Source organism: Desulfocurvus vexinensis DSM 17965 (assembly GCF_000519125.1).
Classification (GTDB): Bacteria; Desulfobacterota; Desulfovibrionia; order Desulfovibrionales; family Desulfovibrionaceae; genus Desulfocurvus; species Desulfocurvus vexinensis.
Window position 1 is genome coordinate 41,643 of the sequence record NZ_JAEX01000014.1, and the last position, 16,743, is coordinate 58,385.

17 protein-coding genes and 1 tRNA gene are annotated in these 16,743 nt (G+C 62.8%); 11 read left to right on the forward strand and 7 right to left on the reverse strand.

What is annotated here, in order from left to right:
• Positions 1-4: 4 nt before the first annotated feature.
• From bamA to lysS, 4 genes are read right to left on the reverse strand one after another with little or no spacing between them, the layout of a single operon-like run.
• Positions 5-2,689 (reverse strand): outer membrane protein assembly factor BamA, encoded by a 2,685-nt coding sequence (gene bamA, locus G495_RS0110535; RefSeq protein ID WP_028587794.1) that lies wholly within the window; start codon positions 2,687-2,689, stop codon positions 5-7.
• Positions 2,673-3,368 (reverse strand): ABC transporter ATP-binding protein, encoded by a 696-nt coding sequence (locus G495_RS0110540; RefSeq protein WP_028587795.1) that lies wholly within the window; start codon positions 3,366-3,368, stop codon positions 2,673-2,675. Before G495_RS0110540 ends, bamA begins: the two co-directional genes overlap by 17 nt.
• A complete protein-coding gene (locus tag G495_RS0110545) occupies positions 3,361-4,599 on the reverse strand; it encodes a lipoprotein-releasing ABC transporter permease subunit (RefSeq protein ID WP_028587796.1) in 1,239 nt (412 codons plus the stop codon). Before G495_RS0110545 ends, G495_RS0110540 begins: the two co-directional genes overlap by 8 nt.
• Positions 4,596-6,221, reverse strand: a complete 1,626-nt coding sequence (gene lysS, locus G495_RS0110550) for a lysine--tRNA ligase (RefSeq protein WP_051445274.1) — start codon at positions 6,219-6,221, stop codon at positions 4,596-4,598. Before lysS ends, G495_RS0110545 begins: the two co-directional genes overlap by 4 nt.
• 181 nt (positions 6,222-6,402) lie before the next feature.
• Between lysS and G495_RS0110555 the strand changes: the two genes are divergently transcribed.
• From G495_RS0110555 to G495_RS18630, 7 genes are all read left to right on the forward strand, one after another.
• Positions 6,403-6,478: transfer RNA gene (locus tag G495_RS0110555), tRNA-Asn, on the forward strand.
• Between the two features lie 492 nt (positions 6,479-6,970).
• Positions 6,971-7,213 (forward strand): hypothetical protein, encoded by a 243-nt coding sequence (locus tag G495_RS21745; protein ID WP_156939674.1) that lies wholly within the window; start codon positions 6,971-6,973, stop codon positions 7,211-7,213.
• Entirely contained in the window at positions 7,210-7,731 is a 522-nt protein-coding gene (locus tag G495_RS0110560) for a DUF2924 domain-containing protein (protein WP_027174649.1), read from the forward strand. Before G495_RS21745 ends, G495_RS0110560 begins: the two co-directional genes overlap by 4 nt.
• Entirely contained in the window at positions 7,728-9,287 is a 1,560-nt protein-coding gene (locus G495_RS0110565) for a recombinase family protein (protein WP_027174648.1), read from the forward strand. Before G495_RS0110560 ends, G495_RS0110565 begins: the two co-directional genes overlap by 4 nt.
• 22 nt (positions 9,288-9,309) lie before the next feature.
• Complete coding sequence (locus G495_RS0110570) at positions 9,310-9,732, forward strand: hypothetical protein (protein ID WP_028587798.1); 423 nt, start codon at positions 9,310-9,312, stop codon at positions 9,730-9,732.
• Between the two features lie 163 nt (positions 9,733-9,895).
• Positions 9,896-11,089: a hypothetical protein gene (locus G495_RS0110575; RefSeq protein WP_027174646.1), complete on the forward strand. Its 1,194-nt coding sequence runs from the start codon at positions 9,896-9,898 to the stop codon at positions 11,087-11,089.
• Positions 11,067-12,098, forward strand: coding sequence for a hypothetical protein (locus G495_RS18630; protein ID WP_035251769.1), 1,032 nt, complete (start codon positions 11,067-11,069; stop codon positions 12,096-12,098). Before G495_RS0110575 ends, G495_RS18630 begins: the two co-directional genes overlap by 23 nt.
• Positions 12,099-12,130: 32 nt before the next feature.
• Here G495_RS18630 and G495_RS0110590 read toward each other — a convergent pair whose 3' ends face one another.
• Together G495_RS0110590 and G495_RS21085 are read right to left on the reverse strand one after the other, a co-directional pair.
• Positions 12,131-12,466: an addiction module antidote protein gene (locus G495_RS0110590; RefSeq protein WP_027174642.1), complete on the reverse strand. Its 336-nt coding sequence runs from the start codon at positions 12,464-12,466 to the stop codon at positions 12,131-12,133.
• Positions 12,463-12,789, reverse strand: a complete 327-nt coding sequence (locus tag G495_RS21085) for a type II toxin-antitoxin system RelE/ParE family toxin (protein ID WP_034608382.1) — start codon at positions 12,787-12,789, stop codon at positions 12,463-12,465. Before G495_RS21085 ends, G495_RS0110590 begins: the two co-directional genes overlap by 4 nt.
• Positions 12,790-13,041: 252 nt before the next feature.
• On the opposite strand from G495_RS21085, the gene G495_RS0110595 reads away from it, so the two are divergent.
• Positions 13,042-13,353 carry a hypothetical protein gene (locus tag G495_RS0110595; RefSeq protein ID WP_027174641.1) on the forward strand — a complete coding sequence of 104 codons (312 nt, stop codon included), beginning with the start codon at positions 13,042-13,044 and terminating at the stop codon, positions 13,351-13,353.
• Here G495_RS0110595 and G495_RS22840 read toward each other — a convergent pair.
• Entirely contained in the window at positions 13,350-13,481 is a 132-nt protein-coding gene (locus G495_RS22840) for a hypothetical protein (RefSeq protein ID WP_281171704.1), read from the reverse strand. The two genes, G495_RS0110595 and G495_RS22840, sit on opposite strands and share 4 nt — an antisense overlap.
• A gap of 31 nt (positions 13,482-13,512) precedes the next feature.
• Here G495_RS22840 and G495_RS0110600 point away from each other — a divergent pair, with 31 nt between their 5' ends.
• The 3 genes from G495_RS0110600 to G495_RS0110610 all read left to right on the forward strand — a co-directional run bounded on the left by G495_RS0110600 (position 13,513) and on the right by G495_RS0110610 (position 16,714).
• Positions 13,513-14,097, forward strand: a complete 585-nt coding sequence (locus G495_RS0110600; RefSeq protein WP_027174640.1) for a sigma factor — start codon at positions 13,513-13,515, stop codon at positions 14,095-14,097.
• A gap of 104 nt (positions 14,098-14,201) precedes the next feature.
• Complete coding sequence (locus G495_RS18640; RefSeq protein ID WP_051202352.1) at positions 14,202-14,480, forward strand: hypothetical protein; 279 nt, start codon at positions 14,202-14,204, stop codon at positions 14,478-14,480.
• Positions 14,480-16,714, forward strand: coding sequence for a phage/plasmid primase, P4 family (locus G495_RS0110610; protein ID WP_028587801.1), 2,235 nt, complete (start codon positions 14,480-14,482; stop codon positions 16,712-16,714). The genes G495_RS18640 and G495_RS0110610 overlap by 1 nt, the downstream gene beginning before the upstream one ends.
• The last annotated feature ends 29 nt before the right edge of the window (positions 16,715-16,743 follow it).

Sequence of the window (16,743 nt, forward strand, 5' to 3'; positions counted from 1 at the left end):
CGGCCTAGAAGAACTGGCCGATGGTAAACTCGAGCTTGCCCTTGCTGCCCTGCTCGCGGATGGTGTCCAGGGCGTAGCCGTATTCCAGGCGCAGCGGGCCCAGGGCCGAGTACCAGCGGATGCCGACGCCCACGCTCTTCCTGGGGTCGAAATCCATGGCCTCGCCGTCGTCCCACACCTGGCCCGCGTCGAAGAACGTCACGCCCATGATGCCCATCTCCTCCATGATCGGGAAGAGATACTCGAAGTTGACGAAAGCCATCTTGTCGCCGCCGATGCGGTCGCCGGACTCTTCGTCGCGCGGGGAGATGTAGCGGCTCTTGTAGCCACGCACGCTGTTGATGCCACCCAGGTAGAACCGCTCGTAGACCGGAATTTCCTTGCCGCCGAAGTTCTCCATGACGTATCCGGCCTGGCCGTGGAAGTGGAAGATGTGGTCAAGCCACAGCGGGCGGTAGTAGTTGTGGTCGGCGATGTACTTGATGAACTCGTCATCGCCCATCATCAGCCCGCCCGCATATTCCGCGCTCAGGGAGGACTTCATGCCCTTGGAGGGGTTCAGGTAGCGGTCCAGGGTGTTGCGCACGATGTCGGCGTAGACGGCGCTGACCCAGTTGGTGCCCTCGATGTCCAGGATCTCGTCGGCGGCGTCGTCGTCCACGTTGGTGATCTCGTAGCGTTCCAGGCGGTACTGGAGGTTGGTGTACGAGAATTTCCCGATGGGGTGGCCGAAGCGCGCGCGCGCGCCGGTGCTCACGCGGTCGTAGTCGTCGTAGTCGTCGTCGTAGTGGTAGAGGTCGCCGCCCACCAGCCAGGGGGTGTCGCGGAAGTTGGGGTTGGTGAAGCGCAGGATGTAGCGCTTGTAGTCGCCGCCCCAGGCGCCTTCCAGCGAGCCCTGGTAGCCCTTGCCGAAAAGGTTGTTCTCCTTGACCGAGGCCACGAAGTACACGCCCGAGGAGCTGGAGTAGCCCGCGCCAGCGGACAGCTCGCCCGTGGACTTCTCGCGGACCTTGACCTTGAGGTCCATGAGCCCCTCGTCGGAGGTGGGGATGGTCTCGATGTCGGCCTGGTCGAAGTAGCCCAGGTTGTTCAGGTTGCGCGTGGACAGGGCCAGGTCCTCGCCGCTGAACAGGTCGCCGTCGGAGAGCAGCACCTTGCGCCGGATGACGTTGTCGCGGGTGCGGTCGTTGCCCTGGATGGTCACCCGGCGGATGTAGACCTTCTGGCGCTTGGCCATCTGGAATTCGATGTCGGCGGTGAGCGTCTCGGGGTCGGAGTGGATGACGTAGTTGGCTTCGGCAAAGGCGTAGCCGTAGTTGGAATAGTACTCCGAAAGGGCCTGGGAGTCGCTGCGCAGCACCGAGCGGTCCAGGTATTCGCCGTCGGTGCCCAGGTCGTCGGTCTGGATCAGCTCGTTGAGCTTCTCGGCGGGCTCAAGCATGTCGCCGGAGTAGGAGACGGCGCCGACCTTGAAACGGCGGCCTTCCTTGACCTCGAAGGTCACGTAGATGCCGTCGTCCTGGAACTCGACCTTGGGCTGGCCCACCTGGGCCTCGATGAAGCCGTGGTTGGCGTAATAGGCCTCCAGGGCGGCGGCGTCGCGGTTGAGGTATTCCTCCTTGAGCACGCCCGTGCCGGTGAACCAGGAGAACATGCCCCGCTCGCCCAGGGCCAGCTCGTCGCGCAGGTCGTCGGGGTCGAGCTGCTCGGCGCCGTTGATGGAAATTCCGCGGATGTAGAGCTTGTCGCCCTCCTCCACGTTGATGTTCAGCCGGGCCTGGCCCTCGTCGCTGGCGGCCACCTCGTGGGTGACCTGGGCCTTGTAGTAGCCTTCCTTGCGGTATTCTTCCTTGATCTTGCCCAGGTCGTCGGCCAGCACCTTGGGGTTCAGCACGGCGCCTGTCTTGGTGTTCATGAGCGCCAGGAGGTCATCCTTGTCCAGGGCGTCGGTGCCCAGCACGTCCACCACGCTGATGCGCGGCTTCTCGTCCACCACGAAGACGACCTTCACGCCCTCGGGCAGGTCGTCCACGCGCACCTGCACGTCGTCGAAATAGCCCAGGTCGAAGACGTTCTTGAGCTCCTCGTTCACGGCCTTGGGGTCGTACAGCTCGCCCTTGCGCACGTGGCGCAGACGCATGAGCACCACGTCCTTGTCCAGGAAGCGGTTGCCCTCCACGTCGATGGCCTCGATGCGCTCCTTGCTCATGAGCTCCAGGCGGATCTTCTCGGCCAGGTCCTCGATGGCGGGCACGGCGTTGATAAGCCCTTCCTGGACCACGAACAGCGGCTTGGGCGTCTTCACGCCGTGGGCCTCCACCAGGCGCACGTCCAGACTGATGGTCTCGCCCAGCTGGCTGAAGCTGCCGTAGACGGCGTAGGCGGCGCGGGCGAGCAGGGCCAGGTCCTTGGCCGTGGACAGATCGAGGTACTCGATGTCGTGCTCCTCGATGAGCTGGAGCACCGTCGCCTGGGGCAGCACGTCGAAGCCGCTCTGGGCCAGCCGCTCACCGAGCAGTTCGGGCAGGCTGTCCTTCAGGTAGTCCAGCTCCGGGTCGGCGTTGACCTCGAAGGGCAGCACCAGGACGGTGACCTTGTCCCCGGCGGTCTGGGCGCAGGCGGAGGTGGCGACCCAGACGGTGGTCAGCAGCGCAAGAAGCGTCAGCAGGCGGCTAGCGATTGTGCTCATACAGCTCCCCGGAACGCAGTTCCATTCTCCGGCCCATGCGGGCGGCCAGTTCGACGTTGTGAGTCACCACCACGAGGGTCATGCCCAGTTCCCTGTTCAGCTCGAACAGCAGCCCGCCGATGCGCTCTCCGGTGGCCTCGTCGAGGTTGCCGGTGGGCTCGTCGGCCAGAAGCGCCTTGGGGCGCATAAGAATCGCCCTGGCGATGGCGGCGCGCTGGCGCTCGCCGCCCGACAGGGTGGTCACCTTGTGCGACGCCCGCTGGCCCAGGGCCACCAGGTCCAGGGCCTGCGCGGCCCGCTCGAAGGCTTCGGCCCGGCCCAGCCCCGCGATGAGCCCGGGCATGGCGACGTTTTCAAGGGTGGAGAACTCGGGCAGCAGGTGATGAAACTGGAAGACGAAGCCCATTTCCCTGTTGCGCAGGTGCGCGCGCTCGGGTTCGCCCATGCGGGCCACATCGCGCCCCTCGAACAGCACCTGCCCTTCGGAGGGGATGTCCAGCCCGCCCAGCACATGCAACAAGGTGGACTTGCCCGCGCCCGAGGCTCCGAGCACGGCGACGCTCTCCCCCCGCTCCACCCGCAGGTCCAGTCCTTTCAGGATGACGAGGCTCCCTCCAGGTCCGGGGTACTCCTTACCAACACCCTGCAAATCATACAACGGGAAATTGTCCTTACTCATAGCGCAGCGCCTCGGCGGGCATCAGCCGCGCGGCCTGGCGCGCGGGGTAGATGGTGGCCAGAAAGCACAGCAGCATGGCCCCGGCGCCGATGGCCACCAGGTCCGCCCAGTTGAGCAGCACGGGCAGGTAGTCCAGGGAGTAGATGCCCTTGGGCAGGCGGATGAACTGGTATTTCTTGAGCAGCAGGCACAGGGAAAGGCCCAGGGTGAAGCCCAGGCCCGTGCCCACGGCCCCGATGAGCGTGCCCTGGAGCATGAAGATGTTGCGGATGCTGCGCCTGCGCGCGCCCATGGACATGAGGATGGCGATGTCGCGGGTCTTTTCCATGACCAGCATCACCAGGCTGGTGACGATGGAGAACGTGCCCACCAGCACGATCATGACCAGGATGACGGTGATGCCCGCCTTCTCCAGGGCCAGGGCCTCGTAGAGGCTGCGGTTCATCTCCTTCCAGTCGCGCACGTAGAGCGGGTAGCCGCCGATGCGCGTGGCCAGGTCGCGGCCCACGGCGTCGGCGCGGTCCACGTCGGCCACGCGCATCTCCACGCCCGTGACCAGATCGCCGGAAAAGCCCATCAGGCGCTGGGTTTCGGCCAGGGAGGCGTAGGCCAGGGAGGAGTCGTACTCCCACATCCCGGTCTTGAACACCCCGACCACCCGCGCGGTGATGACCTCGGGGGTGAAGCCCGCCGCCGTGCTGCGGCCCGAGGGCGTGAGCACGTGGATCAGGCTGCCCCGGCGCGCGCCCAGGCGGTTGGCGAGCTCCTGGCCGATGAGCAGCCCCGGGGGGCCCGGGGGGCCGAAGCCGTCCGCCAGGTCCTGAAGCGAGCCCTCGATCATGTCGCGGCCCACGGAGAGCACGCCCCCTGCGCTGGCGGGGTCGATGCCGCGCAGCACCACGCCCTTGCTGCCCTGGCGGGTGGAGACCATGACCTCGGCGTAGATGAACGGGGTTGCGCCCAGCACGCCCGGCACCTCGACGGCCTGCTCCACCAGGGGCCGGTAGTCGGCGATGGGGCCTTCCAGGCTGCCGATGATCAGGTGGGCGTTGACGCCCAGGATCTTGTCGCGCAGGTCCTTGCTCATGCCGTTCATGACCCCCAGAACGACGATGAGCGCGGCCACGCCTATGGCCACGCCCAGCACCGACATGAGCGAAATCACGGAGATGAAGGCCTGCTTGCGCCGCGCCAGCAGGTAGCGCAGCGAGATGAAGGACTCGAAGCTCATGCGCCTGCGCCGCCCTCCGGCTTGAGGAGGGGGAAGAGAATGACCTCGCGGATGCTGGGCGAGTCGGTGAGCAGCATGACCAGCCGGTCGATGCCCACGCCCTGGCCCGCCGCCGGGGGCATGCCGTATTCCAGGGCGCGCACGTAGTCCTCGTCCATGGCGTGGGCCTCGGCGTCGCCGGCGGCCTTCTCGGCCACCTGGGACTCGAAGCTCAGGCGCTGGTCCACGGGGTCGTTGAGCTCGGAGAACGCGTTGGCCATCTCGCGCCCGGCGATGAACAGCTCGTAGCGGTCCGACAGCGCGGGGTCGGCGTCGTTGCGCCGCGACAGGGGCGAGATGTCCGTGGGGTACATGTAAATGAAATGCGGCTGGATGAGCTTGGGCTCCACGAAGAGGTCGAAGAGCTTGGCCTGGACCTTGCCCAGCACCTCGCCCTTGAGCACCTTTTCGCCCTCGCGGCGCACCAGGGCGCAGGCCGCGTCGTAGTCGCGGTAGACCTCGGGGGCCACCCCGCCGATCCGCTCCAGGGCGTCGTGGAAGGTGATGCGCGTCCAGGCGCCGGGGGTCAGGTCGATCTCCTGGCCCTGGTAGGCGATCCGGGTGCCGCCGCAGACCTCGCGGGCGATGTGGGCGAACAGCTCCTCGGTGAGGTCCATCATGTCCTCGAAGGTGGCGTAGGCCCAGTAGAACTCGCACATGGTGAACTCGGGGTTGTGCCGTGTGCTGATGCCCTCGTTGCGGAAGTTGCGGTTGATCTCGTACACGCGCTCGAACCCGCCCACCAGCAGCCGCTTGAGGTACAGCTCCGGGGCGATGCGCATGTACAGCTTCATGTCCAGGGCGTTGTGGTGCGTCTCGAAGGGCCGGGCCGTGGCGCCGCCGGGAATGGGCTGCATCATGGGCGTTTCCACTTCCATGAAGCCGCGGTCGTTCAGGAAATTGCGGAACTCGCGCACCACCGCCGTGCGCTTGACGAAGATGTCCTTGGTGCGCTCGGTGACGATGAGGTCCACATAGCGCTGGCGGTAGCGGGTCTCCAGGTCCTTCAGGCCGTGGTACTTCTCGGGCAGCGGGCGCATGGACTTGGTGACCAGGCGCACCTGGCGCGCGGCGATGGTCAGCTCGCCGGTCTTGGTGCGGAACACGGTGCCCGCGATGCCCACGATGTCGCCCAGGTCCAGCTTCTTGAAGAGGCTGTAGGCCTCGGCGCCCATGTCGTCGCGCGCCACGTAGACCTGCATCCGGCCCGAGGCGTCCTGCAGGTGGAAGAAGGCGACCTTGCCGAAGGAGCGCAGCGAGACGATGCGCCCGGCAAGCTGGAACGAGGCGCCGCTGGCCTCCAGGGCCGCGTCGTCCAGGGGCTCGAAGCGCTCCAGAACGTCGGCCACGTGGTCCTGCTGGCGGAAATCGTTGGGGAACAGGGGCACGCCCTCGTCGAGCAGGGTGCAGGCCTTGCCCACCCGGTTCTTGAGCACCTCGTTCAGTTCCTTCTTGTCGTCCAGCGCGCGCAGCATGGGCTGGAAACGCTCCACGAACGGGGACTTCACCGGCAGCTTGATGGTCTTGTGCTGGGGCTGGTTGCCGTGCTTGGTCAAAATCGCTTCTCCCTGGGAAACTCGCATTGCCTCCGCGAACCCCGTAGCCTTAGTCGCATTGGACGCCAGCGTCAAGAAGCGCATGGGCCCGGCCCCCGCCCCGCCCCCGCGCCCCGGCGATTTCCCGGCCCGCAAATTTTCCCCTTGACCTCGGCCGGCTTTGCCCCTAATAGGTGTCTCCCGCCGGGACGCACTCCCGGCGCCACGTTCCCCAGTAGCTCAATCGGCAGAGCGGGTGACTGTTAATCACTAGGTTCGCGGTTCAAGTCCGTGCTGGGGAGCCAGATATCAAAACCGTACTTCGAGACGGTTCTTCTTTAAGGGAAAGCCCTGGGCATGCACTGCTCGGGGCTTTCGTCTTTTCTGCAAGCATATCCGCCATGTTGCGCCAGCTGCCTCTCCTTCAACAGGATTCTCCATCCAAGGCCGATGCGCCCGAGATGCAAGCGCAACCTTCGATGATCGATTCCGAAATCCCCGCTTTCTCCCCCCTGATTCTCCAATTCTCCGTTTAGCTCGGCGAGTTGTTTAACAACCCCGCCGCCATTGGCACCCAAACCGACGTTTTTCACACCCAGCCGGTATGTATGGGGTGAAGGCCGGAAACACTCCGGTCGGAACCATCAGACAGCGCCAGCGGCCGGAAGCCGGAGCACGTTGTGGATGTCGTCCGTATCGCCCTGCTCCAGGGTGATCAGCGATCCCGACGCGCCCCAGGGCCGTTCGCGCACTCGGTCGGCATCCACATCCTTTCGCCGCAGGCCAAGGAGAATCAGATGCCGGACGCAACCTCCCCTACCTTTCCCGCCGAGGACGCCATTTCAGAGATCGCAACGTTGCTTGCGAGGGGCTATCAACGCCTCCTGCGTGAAGAAGCCTCTCAACTCATTAAAACAAATGATGAATCTTCCGCAGATGGACTTGCTATTCAGCCGGAACAGAGCGTTCATGCTCCTGGCGGCCAGAGGCACGCCCCTCCCTCCGCCGCAGGAGAATCCAAGCAAGGAGAGGACACATGAACCCAGAGACGTACAAGGAGGTCCAAAGCCTCGAGCGAATGACCGTGGGCGAGTTGAAGGAGAAGTACCTCGATGTCTTCGGCGAGGAGACCCGCTCCAACAACAAGCCCTTCCTGAAAAAGCGCATCGCCTGGCGCATTCAGGCTCTGGCCGAGGGTAACCTGTCGGAACGGGCTCGCAAGCGGGCCAAGGAGCTGGCCCGGGACGCTGACCTCAGAATGCGCGCCCCGCGCGATCCGGTGAAGCCCGGCTCGGCCGAGGCCCGAGCGCGATCTGTCAAAAGCCGCTTGTCTTCAGCCCATGATCCCAGAGTGCCCCTCCCCGGCGTGCTCCTTCACAGGGAATACAAAGGGCGGGACATCGTGGTCCGGGTGCTGGACGATGGTTTCGAGTTCGAGGATCGCCGGTACAAGTCGCTCACGGCCATTGCCCGTGAGGTGACCGGCGGCAAATGGAACGGCTTCGTCTTTTTCGGTCTGAACAAGGCCTCCACGAACAAAAACAAAGGGCGCAAATGACCACTTCCGCCAAAATAGACTCTGGTGCAATCCGCTGCGCCATTTATACCCGCAAGTCCACCGATGAGGGATTGGAGCAGGAGTTCAACACCCTGGACGCCCAGCGGGAATCGGCCGAGGCCTATATCGCCAGCCAACGCCACGAGGGCTGGACATGCCTGCCGGATCGATACGATGACGGCGGCTTCTCCGGCGGCAATCTGGAGCGCCCCGCGCTCAAGCGCCTCATGGCGGACATCGAGGCCGGCGGCATCGATTGCGTCGTGGTCTACAAAGTGGACCGCCTCAGCCGCTCCCTGCTCGACTTCTCGCGCCTCATGGAGATCTTTGATCGCCACGGCGTGAGTTTCGTCTCGGTCACCCAGCAGTTCAACACCACCCACTCCATGGGCCGGCTGACCCTGAACATCCTGCTCTCCTTCGCCCAGTTCGAACGCGAGATCATCGCCGAGCGGACCAAAGACAAGATGTGGGCCGCGCGCAGAAAAGGCAAATGGGTCGGCGGCATGCCTGTCCTGGGTTACGACGTGGCCGAGGGCGGCGGCCGGCTGGAGGTCAACGAGGACGAAGCCGCACGAGTCAGGGCGATCTTCCAGCTCTACCTGGAACTGGAGTCGCTACTCCCCTCGGCACAGGAGCTTGAGCGCCGAGGCTGGAACAACAAGCGTTGGGTGACCCGCAAGGGCAAGGAGCGTGGCGGGAAGCCGTTCAACAAGAGCACGCTCTTCCGACTGCTGACCAATCCCATCTACACGGGCAAGGTGGTGTTCCAGGGGACCACCTACGAAGGCGAGCACGAAGCCATCGTGGACATGGAGACTTGGAAGAGGGTCCAGGCAATTCTGCGGCGCAATCGCCTCAACGGCGGCACCCTCGTCCGCAACAAGTACGGCGCGCTGCTCAAGGGGCTGATCTTCTGCACGCCCTGCGGAACAGGGATGACGCACTCCTGCGCCAATAAAAAGAACGGCAAGAGTTACCGATATTACGTCTGCCAGACTGCCCAGCAGCGAGGGTGGGCGAAATGCCCCACGAAATCCGTCAACGCCTACGACATTGAAAACGCGGTGGTGCAGCACATCAAGGGGTTGGGCACCAACCCGGCGGTCCTGTCGACCACACTCACCAAGGCCACGGAACAAGCCGAAGTCCGCCTGCATGAGCTGGAGATGGAGCGGAAAGCAGCGGAGCGGGAACTCAAACGGCTCCATGCCCAGGTCCGAAAACTCCTGGGCGGTAAATTACCGGCCGGGGCCTCGGAAATCGCGACCGACCGCCTGGCGGATTTGCAGGAGCGGATTCGCACCACCGAGCAGCGCATGACGGCCATCCAGGAGGAGATCATCGTGCTGGGCAAGACGACCGTCAAAGAGAACGATCTGACGCAGGCATTGGCGGATTTTGACGAGGTGTGGAACTCGCTGTCCTCCAAGGAGCAGGCGAAGATCATCCATATTCTCGTCGAACGAGTGGGGTTCGACGGCCGTGACCAGTCGGTGACGGTGACTTTCAGAAGCGAGGGTCTCAAGCAACTGTGCCAGAGAACAGCCGCCTGAACGAAGAGGAGGATTATTTCGAATGGATGAAACGAAGCTTGAAGTGCGCTTCACACTGGCCCCCAGGCGGGCTCCGCACGGCTCGCGCCAGGGAGCGGGCCAACAGCAGGATCAACAAACCTCACCTGGGCTGGTTCCTCGGGTCGCTCGACTGCTGGCCCTGGCCATGCGCTTCCAGGACATGGTCGACCGGGGCGAGGTACGCGATTTCGCCGACCTGGCCCGACTCGGGTACGTGACCCGCGCCCGGATCACCCAGATCATGGACCTCACCCTTCTGGCTCCCGATATTCAGGAGGAGATCCTGTTCCTGCCTCCGACGACCGCAGGTCGCGATCCCATCAAGGAAAAGGATGTCCGAGCCATCGCCGCTATTCCACACTGGCATCGGCAGCGGAAGGTCTGGAGCACTGTTCGCGAATCAGCGTCACTTCCTCTGTCCTGAAAAGGGCAAAACCCTTTCTTGTCCTCAGCTGCGCTTGTATTTGAAAGACGTTTTGGGCTATGAATGGGCCGTAGACATTCTGCCTACGAACGGCCAATGCAGTCTTCATGCAACAGCATTCTTTCCCGCTCGGCCATCGAGATCAGACCTGGAGGGCAGATCAATGGCGACACTCAACTTCAAGCGGTTCTCACATGTCAACGATCTGAAAGCCATTCATCACGACTCGCTGGTCAGATTCCTGGCTCCGCACGCGGCATACCTCGGTGCAAAAGGATTTGCTCTTCCATCGGAAGGCTCGTCCGACGGCTTCGACTACGAGGCGTTGACGAGTCTTTTTCTTTCCACTGACGACATGCCCCAGGACCTCGTCGAGGCGCTGTATCAAGTCAACGAGATGGCGACACACGAGGGAATGCAGGATATTCTGGAACGCTGCGAGGATGCGGGTGTAGACCTTGTCCTTGGAGAAGAACCAGCACCCACGGATGTTGCCGTACAAGCCTGGCTCCAGGCTCCAGAGATATTCGAAAGAGCGCACAACGAATATCAGCTGGACAGGCCTCGCAGTTTCGAAAGCTTCTTCAATCCCGACAGTAAAAGCGTTCCTGCAATTAAAGTCCCATCCGCCGTCACGCTGAAAGGCATGGAGGCCGCGCTTACAGAATGGTTTGACAGAAAAAAGTGCGGCAAAACAGTCACGATCCATCCTTTTGAACGCGATGACGGCCTCTGGTTCCTCATTCGACGGGGAGAGCCAATCAAGCGCCAAGGGGCCGTGCTCGACGGCAAATCGGGTAGCGTCGTCTACCGCCCGGAAAAACATGATGTGCTGGTATATACACCGGCCCTGGCGGAGCTTCGCATCAGTCCCGTGACCAAAAAGGAGCGCGAGCTCTATCTGGGTGTATTCGGCAAGCATCTGTTCGAGGATGACGAGTTCTTTTCCGAGCGCGGCAAGTACACCTTGGAACCCCTTCGCCGAGACGGTGAGGACTCCCTGGTCTGCTCCGACATCGAAGGGCTGGACGATATCGTGCTCCAGGAAGTACGCATCAAATGGGGTGGGCAACACAAGGAATTCGAAACCCGGCGTGCCGAGGACCTCTTCGCCGCCTATGAGGCCAGGGAAAAGGAGTTGCCGAGACACGCTCCGCTTGTTCTGGCCAAATTCAGAGTCACCTTCGCCAATACGAAAAAGACGAGGGTATTGGTCATCTATCCGCCCAACAAGATCAACATCAAGCGCCACGACGACAGCACCGTGCTGGACGCCTGGATGGCCAAACGTGGCTTCATCCTGAACCAGACATCCGAGGAGGACGTCGAGAACGATGTCAGCGTGGCGTGCTCTTGAGGATATTCCCGGCCTCGCCTTGGCCGCGATGGACTGGCGGCGAAGTTCCGCACTGATTCTGGCCGCTCTCGGCCGCTATCTCCGCCCCACCAACGATTTAGCCGGGTCCCTTGACTGCCCCGTTACACCCGGCGGCCTGCACAGGGTAGTGCGCCACGGCCCTGGAGACATCGTCGGGGAGTGCAGACACTGCCCTACCGAAAAGCTCTCCAAAGCCGACATCGTTATCCAACGCCTCGATGTACAATCCCTGTGCAAGGACATCGCGACGGCGCTCGGTCTTTCGCCCGGCTTTGAATCCCAGGCTCTCGGCCACTACTTCATCGGCGAACTCGTCCCTAATCCTGGTACACGGCATGGTGTTTACCTCTGCTGCCGGGGCGATCCGGAGCAACTCGAAAGCGCCGCACTCCATCTGACAAGCACCGGCAAGCGTGGTTTCATTCTCTTGACCCCGACCAATCGCTATTGGACAGCGAGGCTACGGAGCTCCATCGAGACGGCCACATCGTACCTCATGTCCCTTGAAGAGGTGGTTGACCTTGCAGACAAGGGATTCTCGGCGTCAGCTGGCTGGCGCTCCTTTCTCGACACCCGTATTCCCAGGACCACCACCAAAGCGCCTCCCACGACATTCCCCACGCCGCATGGGGCCAAATGGAACGAGTTGACCATTCGGTTCCTCACCGGTGACACGGCATCTGTCACCATCAGAGATGCCAGACTGCGGGTGAGTTATGCGGACATGGGCATGGCCAGGAGCGACAACGCCAATCGCAGTGTCCAGTGGGAGATGCTGGAGAAGTTCGCCGAAGGAAATGGATATTATGAATCTGGATTCCAGTCTCGCAAGGAAAGTGAGAAGCAGCAGGTTTCGCGGCTTAGGCAGGCTCTGAAAGCCTATTTCCAGATCGACGGCGAGCCCATTGTTCGAGACGGTCAGGGCTGGAAGACGGCCTTTCTCATCCGGCCCGAGGGGTGGGAGGAGCCTCCTGAAGAAAATTGGTAGCAACGGCTCCTTGATCTGATCCTCCTGAACAATCACGCACAAGCAGGATGATGCCCTGATTTGTCCGGAGCTACGGCGAGTCGCAGGCCCACGGCCTTCAGCACTGCCGTCAAGGTCTTCAGCGTCGGATTCCCCGTTGGGGACAAGGCCCGGTAGAGACTCTCCCTCTTGATGCCGGCCTCTCGGGCCACCTCGGCCATGCCGAAGGCTTCGGAGACATGCCGGAGCGCAATGAGGAGCACCGCCGGCTCATCGGTGTCTTCCATGGCGGCCTGGAGATATTCCGCAGCAAAGGCGGGATCGGCGCGGAGTTCGCGCACCAGCGCCTCGTCATGGCTGACGCTTGCACGGTTGGTGTTGCTCTTCATGATCGCGACCTCCTTTTGTAATCCTTCAAGCACATCACTGCCCTTTCGATATCGGCCTCCTGGGTCCGCTTGTCGCCGCCGCAAAGGAGCAGAACTATCCTCTTACCCACCTTCCCAAAATACACTCGATACCCTGGGCCATAATCAACGCGCAACTCCGACACTCCGTCCCGGACCGCCTTGCAGTCTCCAAAATTCCCAACAGCCAAACGATCTATCCTGGCAACGATTCGTGCACGAGCCCGGATGTCCTTCAGTCCCGCCAGCCATTCGGTGATGATCTCAGAGCCATTCTCATTCCGGTACCGACGGACTTCGTTCATGGGCAATATGTAACTTTTAAGTCACACCCAGTCAAGACACGTGACGTGTCACGCCCGTGTTTTCTGGCAAAACAAACTTTCTTCACCAATTAAGCATTTGAATTAACATCATGTTTTCAGTTCCAGCCAAACTTTTTTCCGTGTCCCTGTGACATGTCGCGGGAAGGGGATAAGGCTCGGCCATTGATCCCTGAACGCCTGAAGGCATCGCCGGGCCCCGTCTTCAGGCGCAGCTCCGAAAGGAGACGCGACATGAACGCATCCTCCCTCTCCCCGGCCCGGCGACAGCTTCTGCTTCGCCTCCAGTCCATCAACTTCGGCCGTATCGAAGACCTCCGCCTCCAGAACGGCGAGCCGCTGCTCGAAACGGCCACCACCGTGCGCGAGATCAAGTTCGGCGGGGACAATGCTCCGCGCCCCGAGGCCGATCTCTCGGACTTCCAGCTCAAGGCCCAGATCATCGAGCTTTTTTCCCATTTTGACCGCATCCGCGACGGTGTGGTGCGTCTGCTCGAGGTCAAGCACGGCCTGCCCTTCAAAATGAATGTGGAAGACGCCGCCTAGCTGAGGCGGTCCAACAACACACCAGACAATCGACTGGCCGCGAAGCGGAGGTCGTTGTGGGTGTCGCCGATCCGGCGATCTCGCAACACCTCCGCATTTTCATGCGGACCGGTCCGGTCGACATCCACAGCGCTCCTCCTCGGCCTCGAGGAGAGCACAATGTCCCAGAACCGTTACCACGGCATCGACGAATACACAGTCCGTTTGATCACCTTCAAAGCCAAGCAACTGACCGCCCACCCCGGCTTCTCCGATGCGGACCGTGAGGACCTGGAGCAGGAGCTGCTCCTCGACCTGCTGCGCCGTCAGCCCAAATACGATCCCGCCCGGGCTCAAAACAACACCTTCGTCGCAAGGGTCGTGGAGCACCGCGCGGCCACCCTCATCGAAGAGCGCAAGGCCGGCCTGCGCGATTACCGGCTTCAGGAGTTCTCCCTGAACGATCTCATCGAGGATGAAGACGGCGTGCGCTGCGAACGCTCGGAAACCTTTGACCAGGACGACTACCTGCTGCGCACGGGGCGACAGAGCCGTTCATCCGATGAACTGCGGGACCTGGGCATCGACGTGCGTTCGGTCGTGGATCAGTTGCCTCCTAAGCTGAGTGACCTGTGCCAGAGGCTGATGCGCGACTCCATCACCGACGTCTCGCGCGAAACCGGCATCCCGAGATCGACCCTGTACGGCATCATCGACAAGGTCCGCGTCGCATTCAAGGACGCTGGGCTGGAAGACTACCTCTAGAGCCGACGTTTCCGGCTTCACGCCGGTACGTATCCCATAGGGCCGGATGCCGCTCCGGTGTTCGGCCCTCTTCTAGTGAACTTCCACTCACCGGAGGGAATGTCATGCTCAAATTCCATTTCGCCGAGCATGTGGACATGGCCGGCGTCGAAGACACTTTGTTTCTTGCCGCACTCGCCGCCGAGAGTATCCATGGCAGGACGGGGATTCGTCTCGATGCCTGCTTCCAGCTCAAGGGACGGGTCTGCGCCATCGAGGACGACAAGGCCGTGGGGCGGACCATCGCCCAGGTCTTCACCGGATTCCTGGCCAGGGAATTTGGCGAAGATGCTTTCAACGTCGTTCGCCTCGCAGCCGGGAACATAATCTTCGAGGCGGCCTGATGAGCGGCGGACGTGGAACCGACCTTGACTTCAAGCGCATCAACGAGGCGGCCCTGGCCAATCCGGGCTTTCTGCAAGGTAGGTTGCCTCAGGCCAAACGCCAAGGCAGGGAACTGGTAGCCGGCGACATCCATGGCAACCCTGGAAAGTCGTTCAGCTGCAACACCGAGACCGGGGTCTGGTCCGATTTTGCGACCGGCGAGAGCGGCGGTGACATCATCTCCCTGGTCGCGGCCCAAGAAGAACTCGGCCAGGCCAAGGCCGCCCGGATGATCGCCGAGGAGATCGGGCTTGCACCTGTCACGCTAAAGCCCACGCGTAAGGACCTGCCGGAGACGCCTGTCCGGCCCGAAAATCTCGTCGCCACCTTTCGCTACGAGGATGAGGCAGGCCGGTTTCTGTTTGCCGTGGACCGCTACGAGACCCCGGGTTGCCGCAAGGCCATCCGCCAGTGGCATCTGGACGCGACCGGTAAACGCATCAACTCCGTCAAGGGCGTGCGGTTGGTGCCGTTTCGCCTTCCTGAAATGCTGCGGGCCGAGACCGTTTTCATCGTCGAGGGCGAGCAGAAGGCCCTGGAGCTCGCCGGCTGGGGGCTGGCCGCCACCTGCAACCCCATGGGCGCGGGCAAGTGGCGCGAGGAGTACAATCCGTACTTCCAGGGCAAGCAGGTGGTCATCCTGCCGGACAACGACACGCCAGGGCGCAATCACGCCCGCAGGGTGGCCAAGGCACTGTTGCCCGTGGCCGTCTCGGTCAAGATCGTGGAACTGCCCGGCCTGCCGCCCAAGGGCGACATCGTGGACTGGAAGAAGGCCGGCCACAGCCGCGAGGAACTGCTCCGTCTGGTCGAAGCCGCAGCGACGCTCGATCCGGCAAAGCCGGATGACTCGAACGACGCCTGCTCCGCTACCGAAGACGCCATCGCGCTCCTCTTCGCCAGGGAGCACAAGGACGATCTGCGCTACTGCCATGAGACCGGCGCGTGGTTCGTCTGGACCGGCAGCCACTGGCGGGTGGAAAAGACCAGACTGGCTTTCGCCTGGGCCAGGCAACTCTGCCGGAAGGCCGCCGCCGGCATGGACAACAAGAAGGTCGCGGCCGCGCTGTCCAAGGCCGCCACGGCCGGTGCAGTAGAGCGATTCGCGCAGACCGACCGCGCCTTCGCCGTGACCAGCGAAATATGGGACGCCGACCTCCATCTGCTGGGCACTCCGGACGGCGTCGTGGATCTGCGCACAGGGACCTTGCGTCCGGCTCGCCGCGAGGATTACATCACCAAGCTTGCCGCTGTGGCTCCGGCGCGTTCTTCCGACGCCCCGCTCTGGCTGCGGTTTCTGGACGAGGCGACCCAGGGCGATGCCATGTTGCAGCGCTTCATGCGGCAAGTGGCCGGCTACGCGTTGACCGGCGACATCTCCGAGCACGCCCTTTTCTTCATCTACGGCCCCGGCGGCAACGGAAAATCCGTGTTCCTCAACACCCTGACCAACATCCTGGGCGATTACGCCGCCACGGCGGCCATGGACACCTTCACGGCCAGCCAGGGCGACCGCCACCCCACCGACCTGGCCATGCTGCGCGGGGCCAGGCTGGTCAGCGTTTCCGAGACCGAGGAAGGCCGTCCCTGGGCCGAGAGCCGCATCAAGCAGCTCACCGGCGGCGACAAGATCAGCGCCCGCTTCATGCGGCAGGACTTCTTCACCTACACGCCCCAGTTCAAGCTCCTGATCGTCGGCAATCACAAGCCCGTGCTCCGCAACGTGGACGAGGCCGCCCGCAGGCGCTTCAACATCATCCCATTCGTCCACAAGCCCGCGAGCCCGGACAAGCGCCTGGAGGACAAGCTGCGGTCCGAGTATCCGGCCATCCTGCGCTGGATGATCGAAGGCTGTCTGGATTGGCGGGAGAACGGGCTCCTGCGGCCGGAAAGCGTGAAGGAGGCCACGGCCGCCTACTTCGACGAGCAGGACCTCTTCGGGCAGTGGATCGAGGAATGCTGCGAAATTGGGAGGGCATCATGGGAAACCACGGCCCGCCTCTTCGAGTCGTGGAAGAACTACGCGGACCGCAACGGAGAGCACGCCGGCAGCACAAAGGCATTCAGTGCGAACCTGGCCAAGCGTGAGTTCATCGCCGACAGAAGGACGGTGTTCGGCTCGACCCAGCGGATATTCCGGGGTATCGCCGTCAAGGTCGAACACGATGGACGGTTGGACGGATTGGACAGATGAAACCGTTAATCGGCCACGCGCGCGTGCGC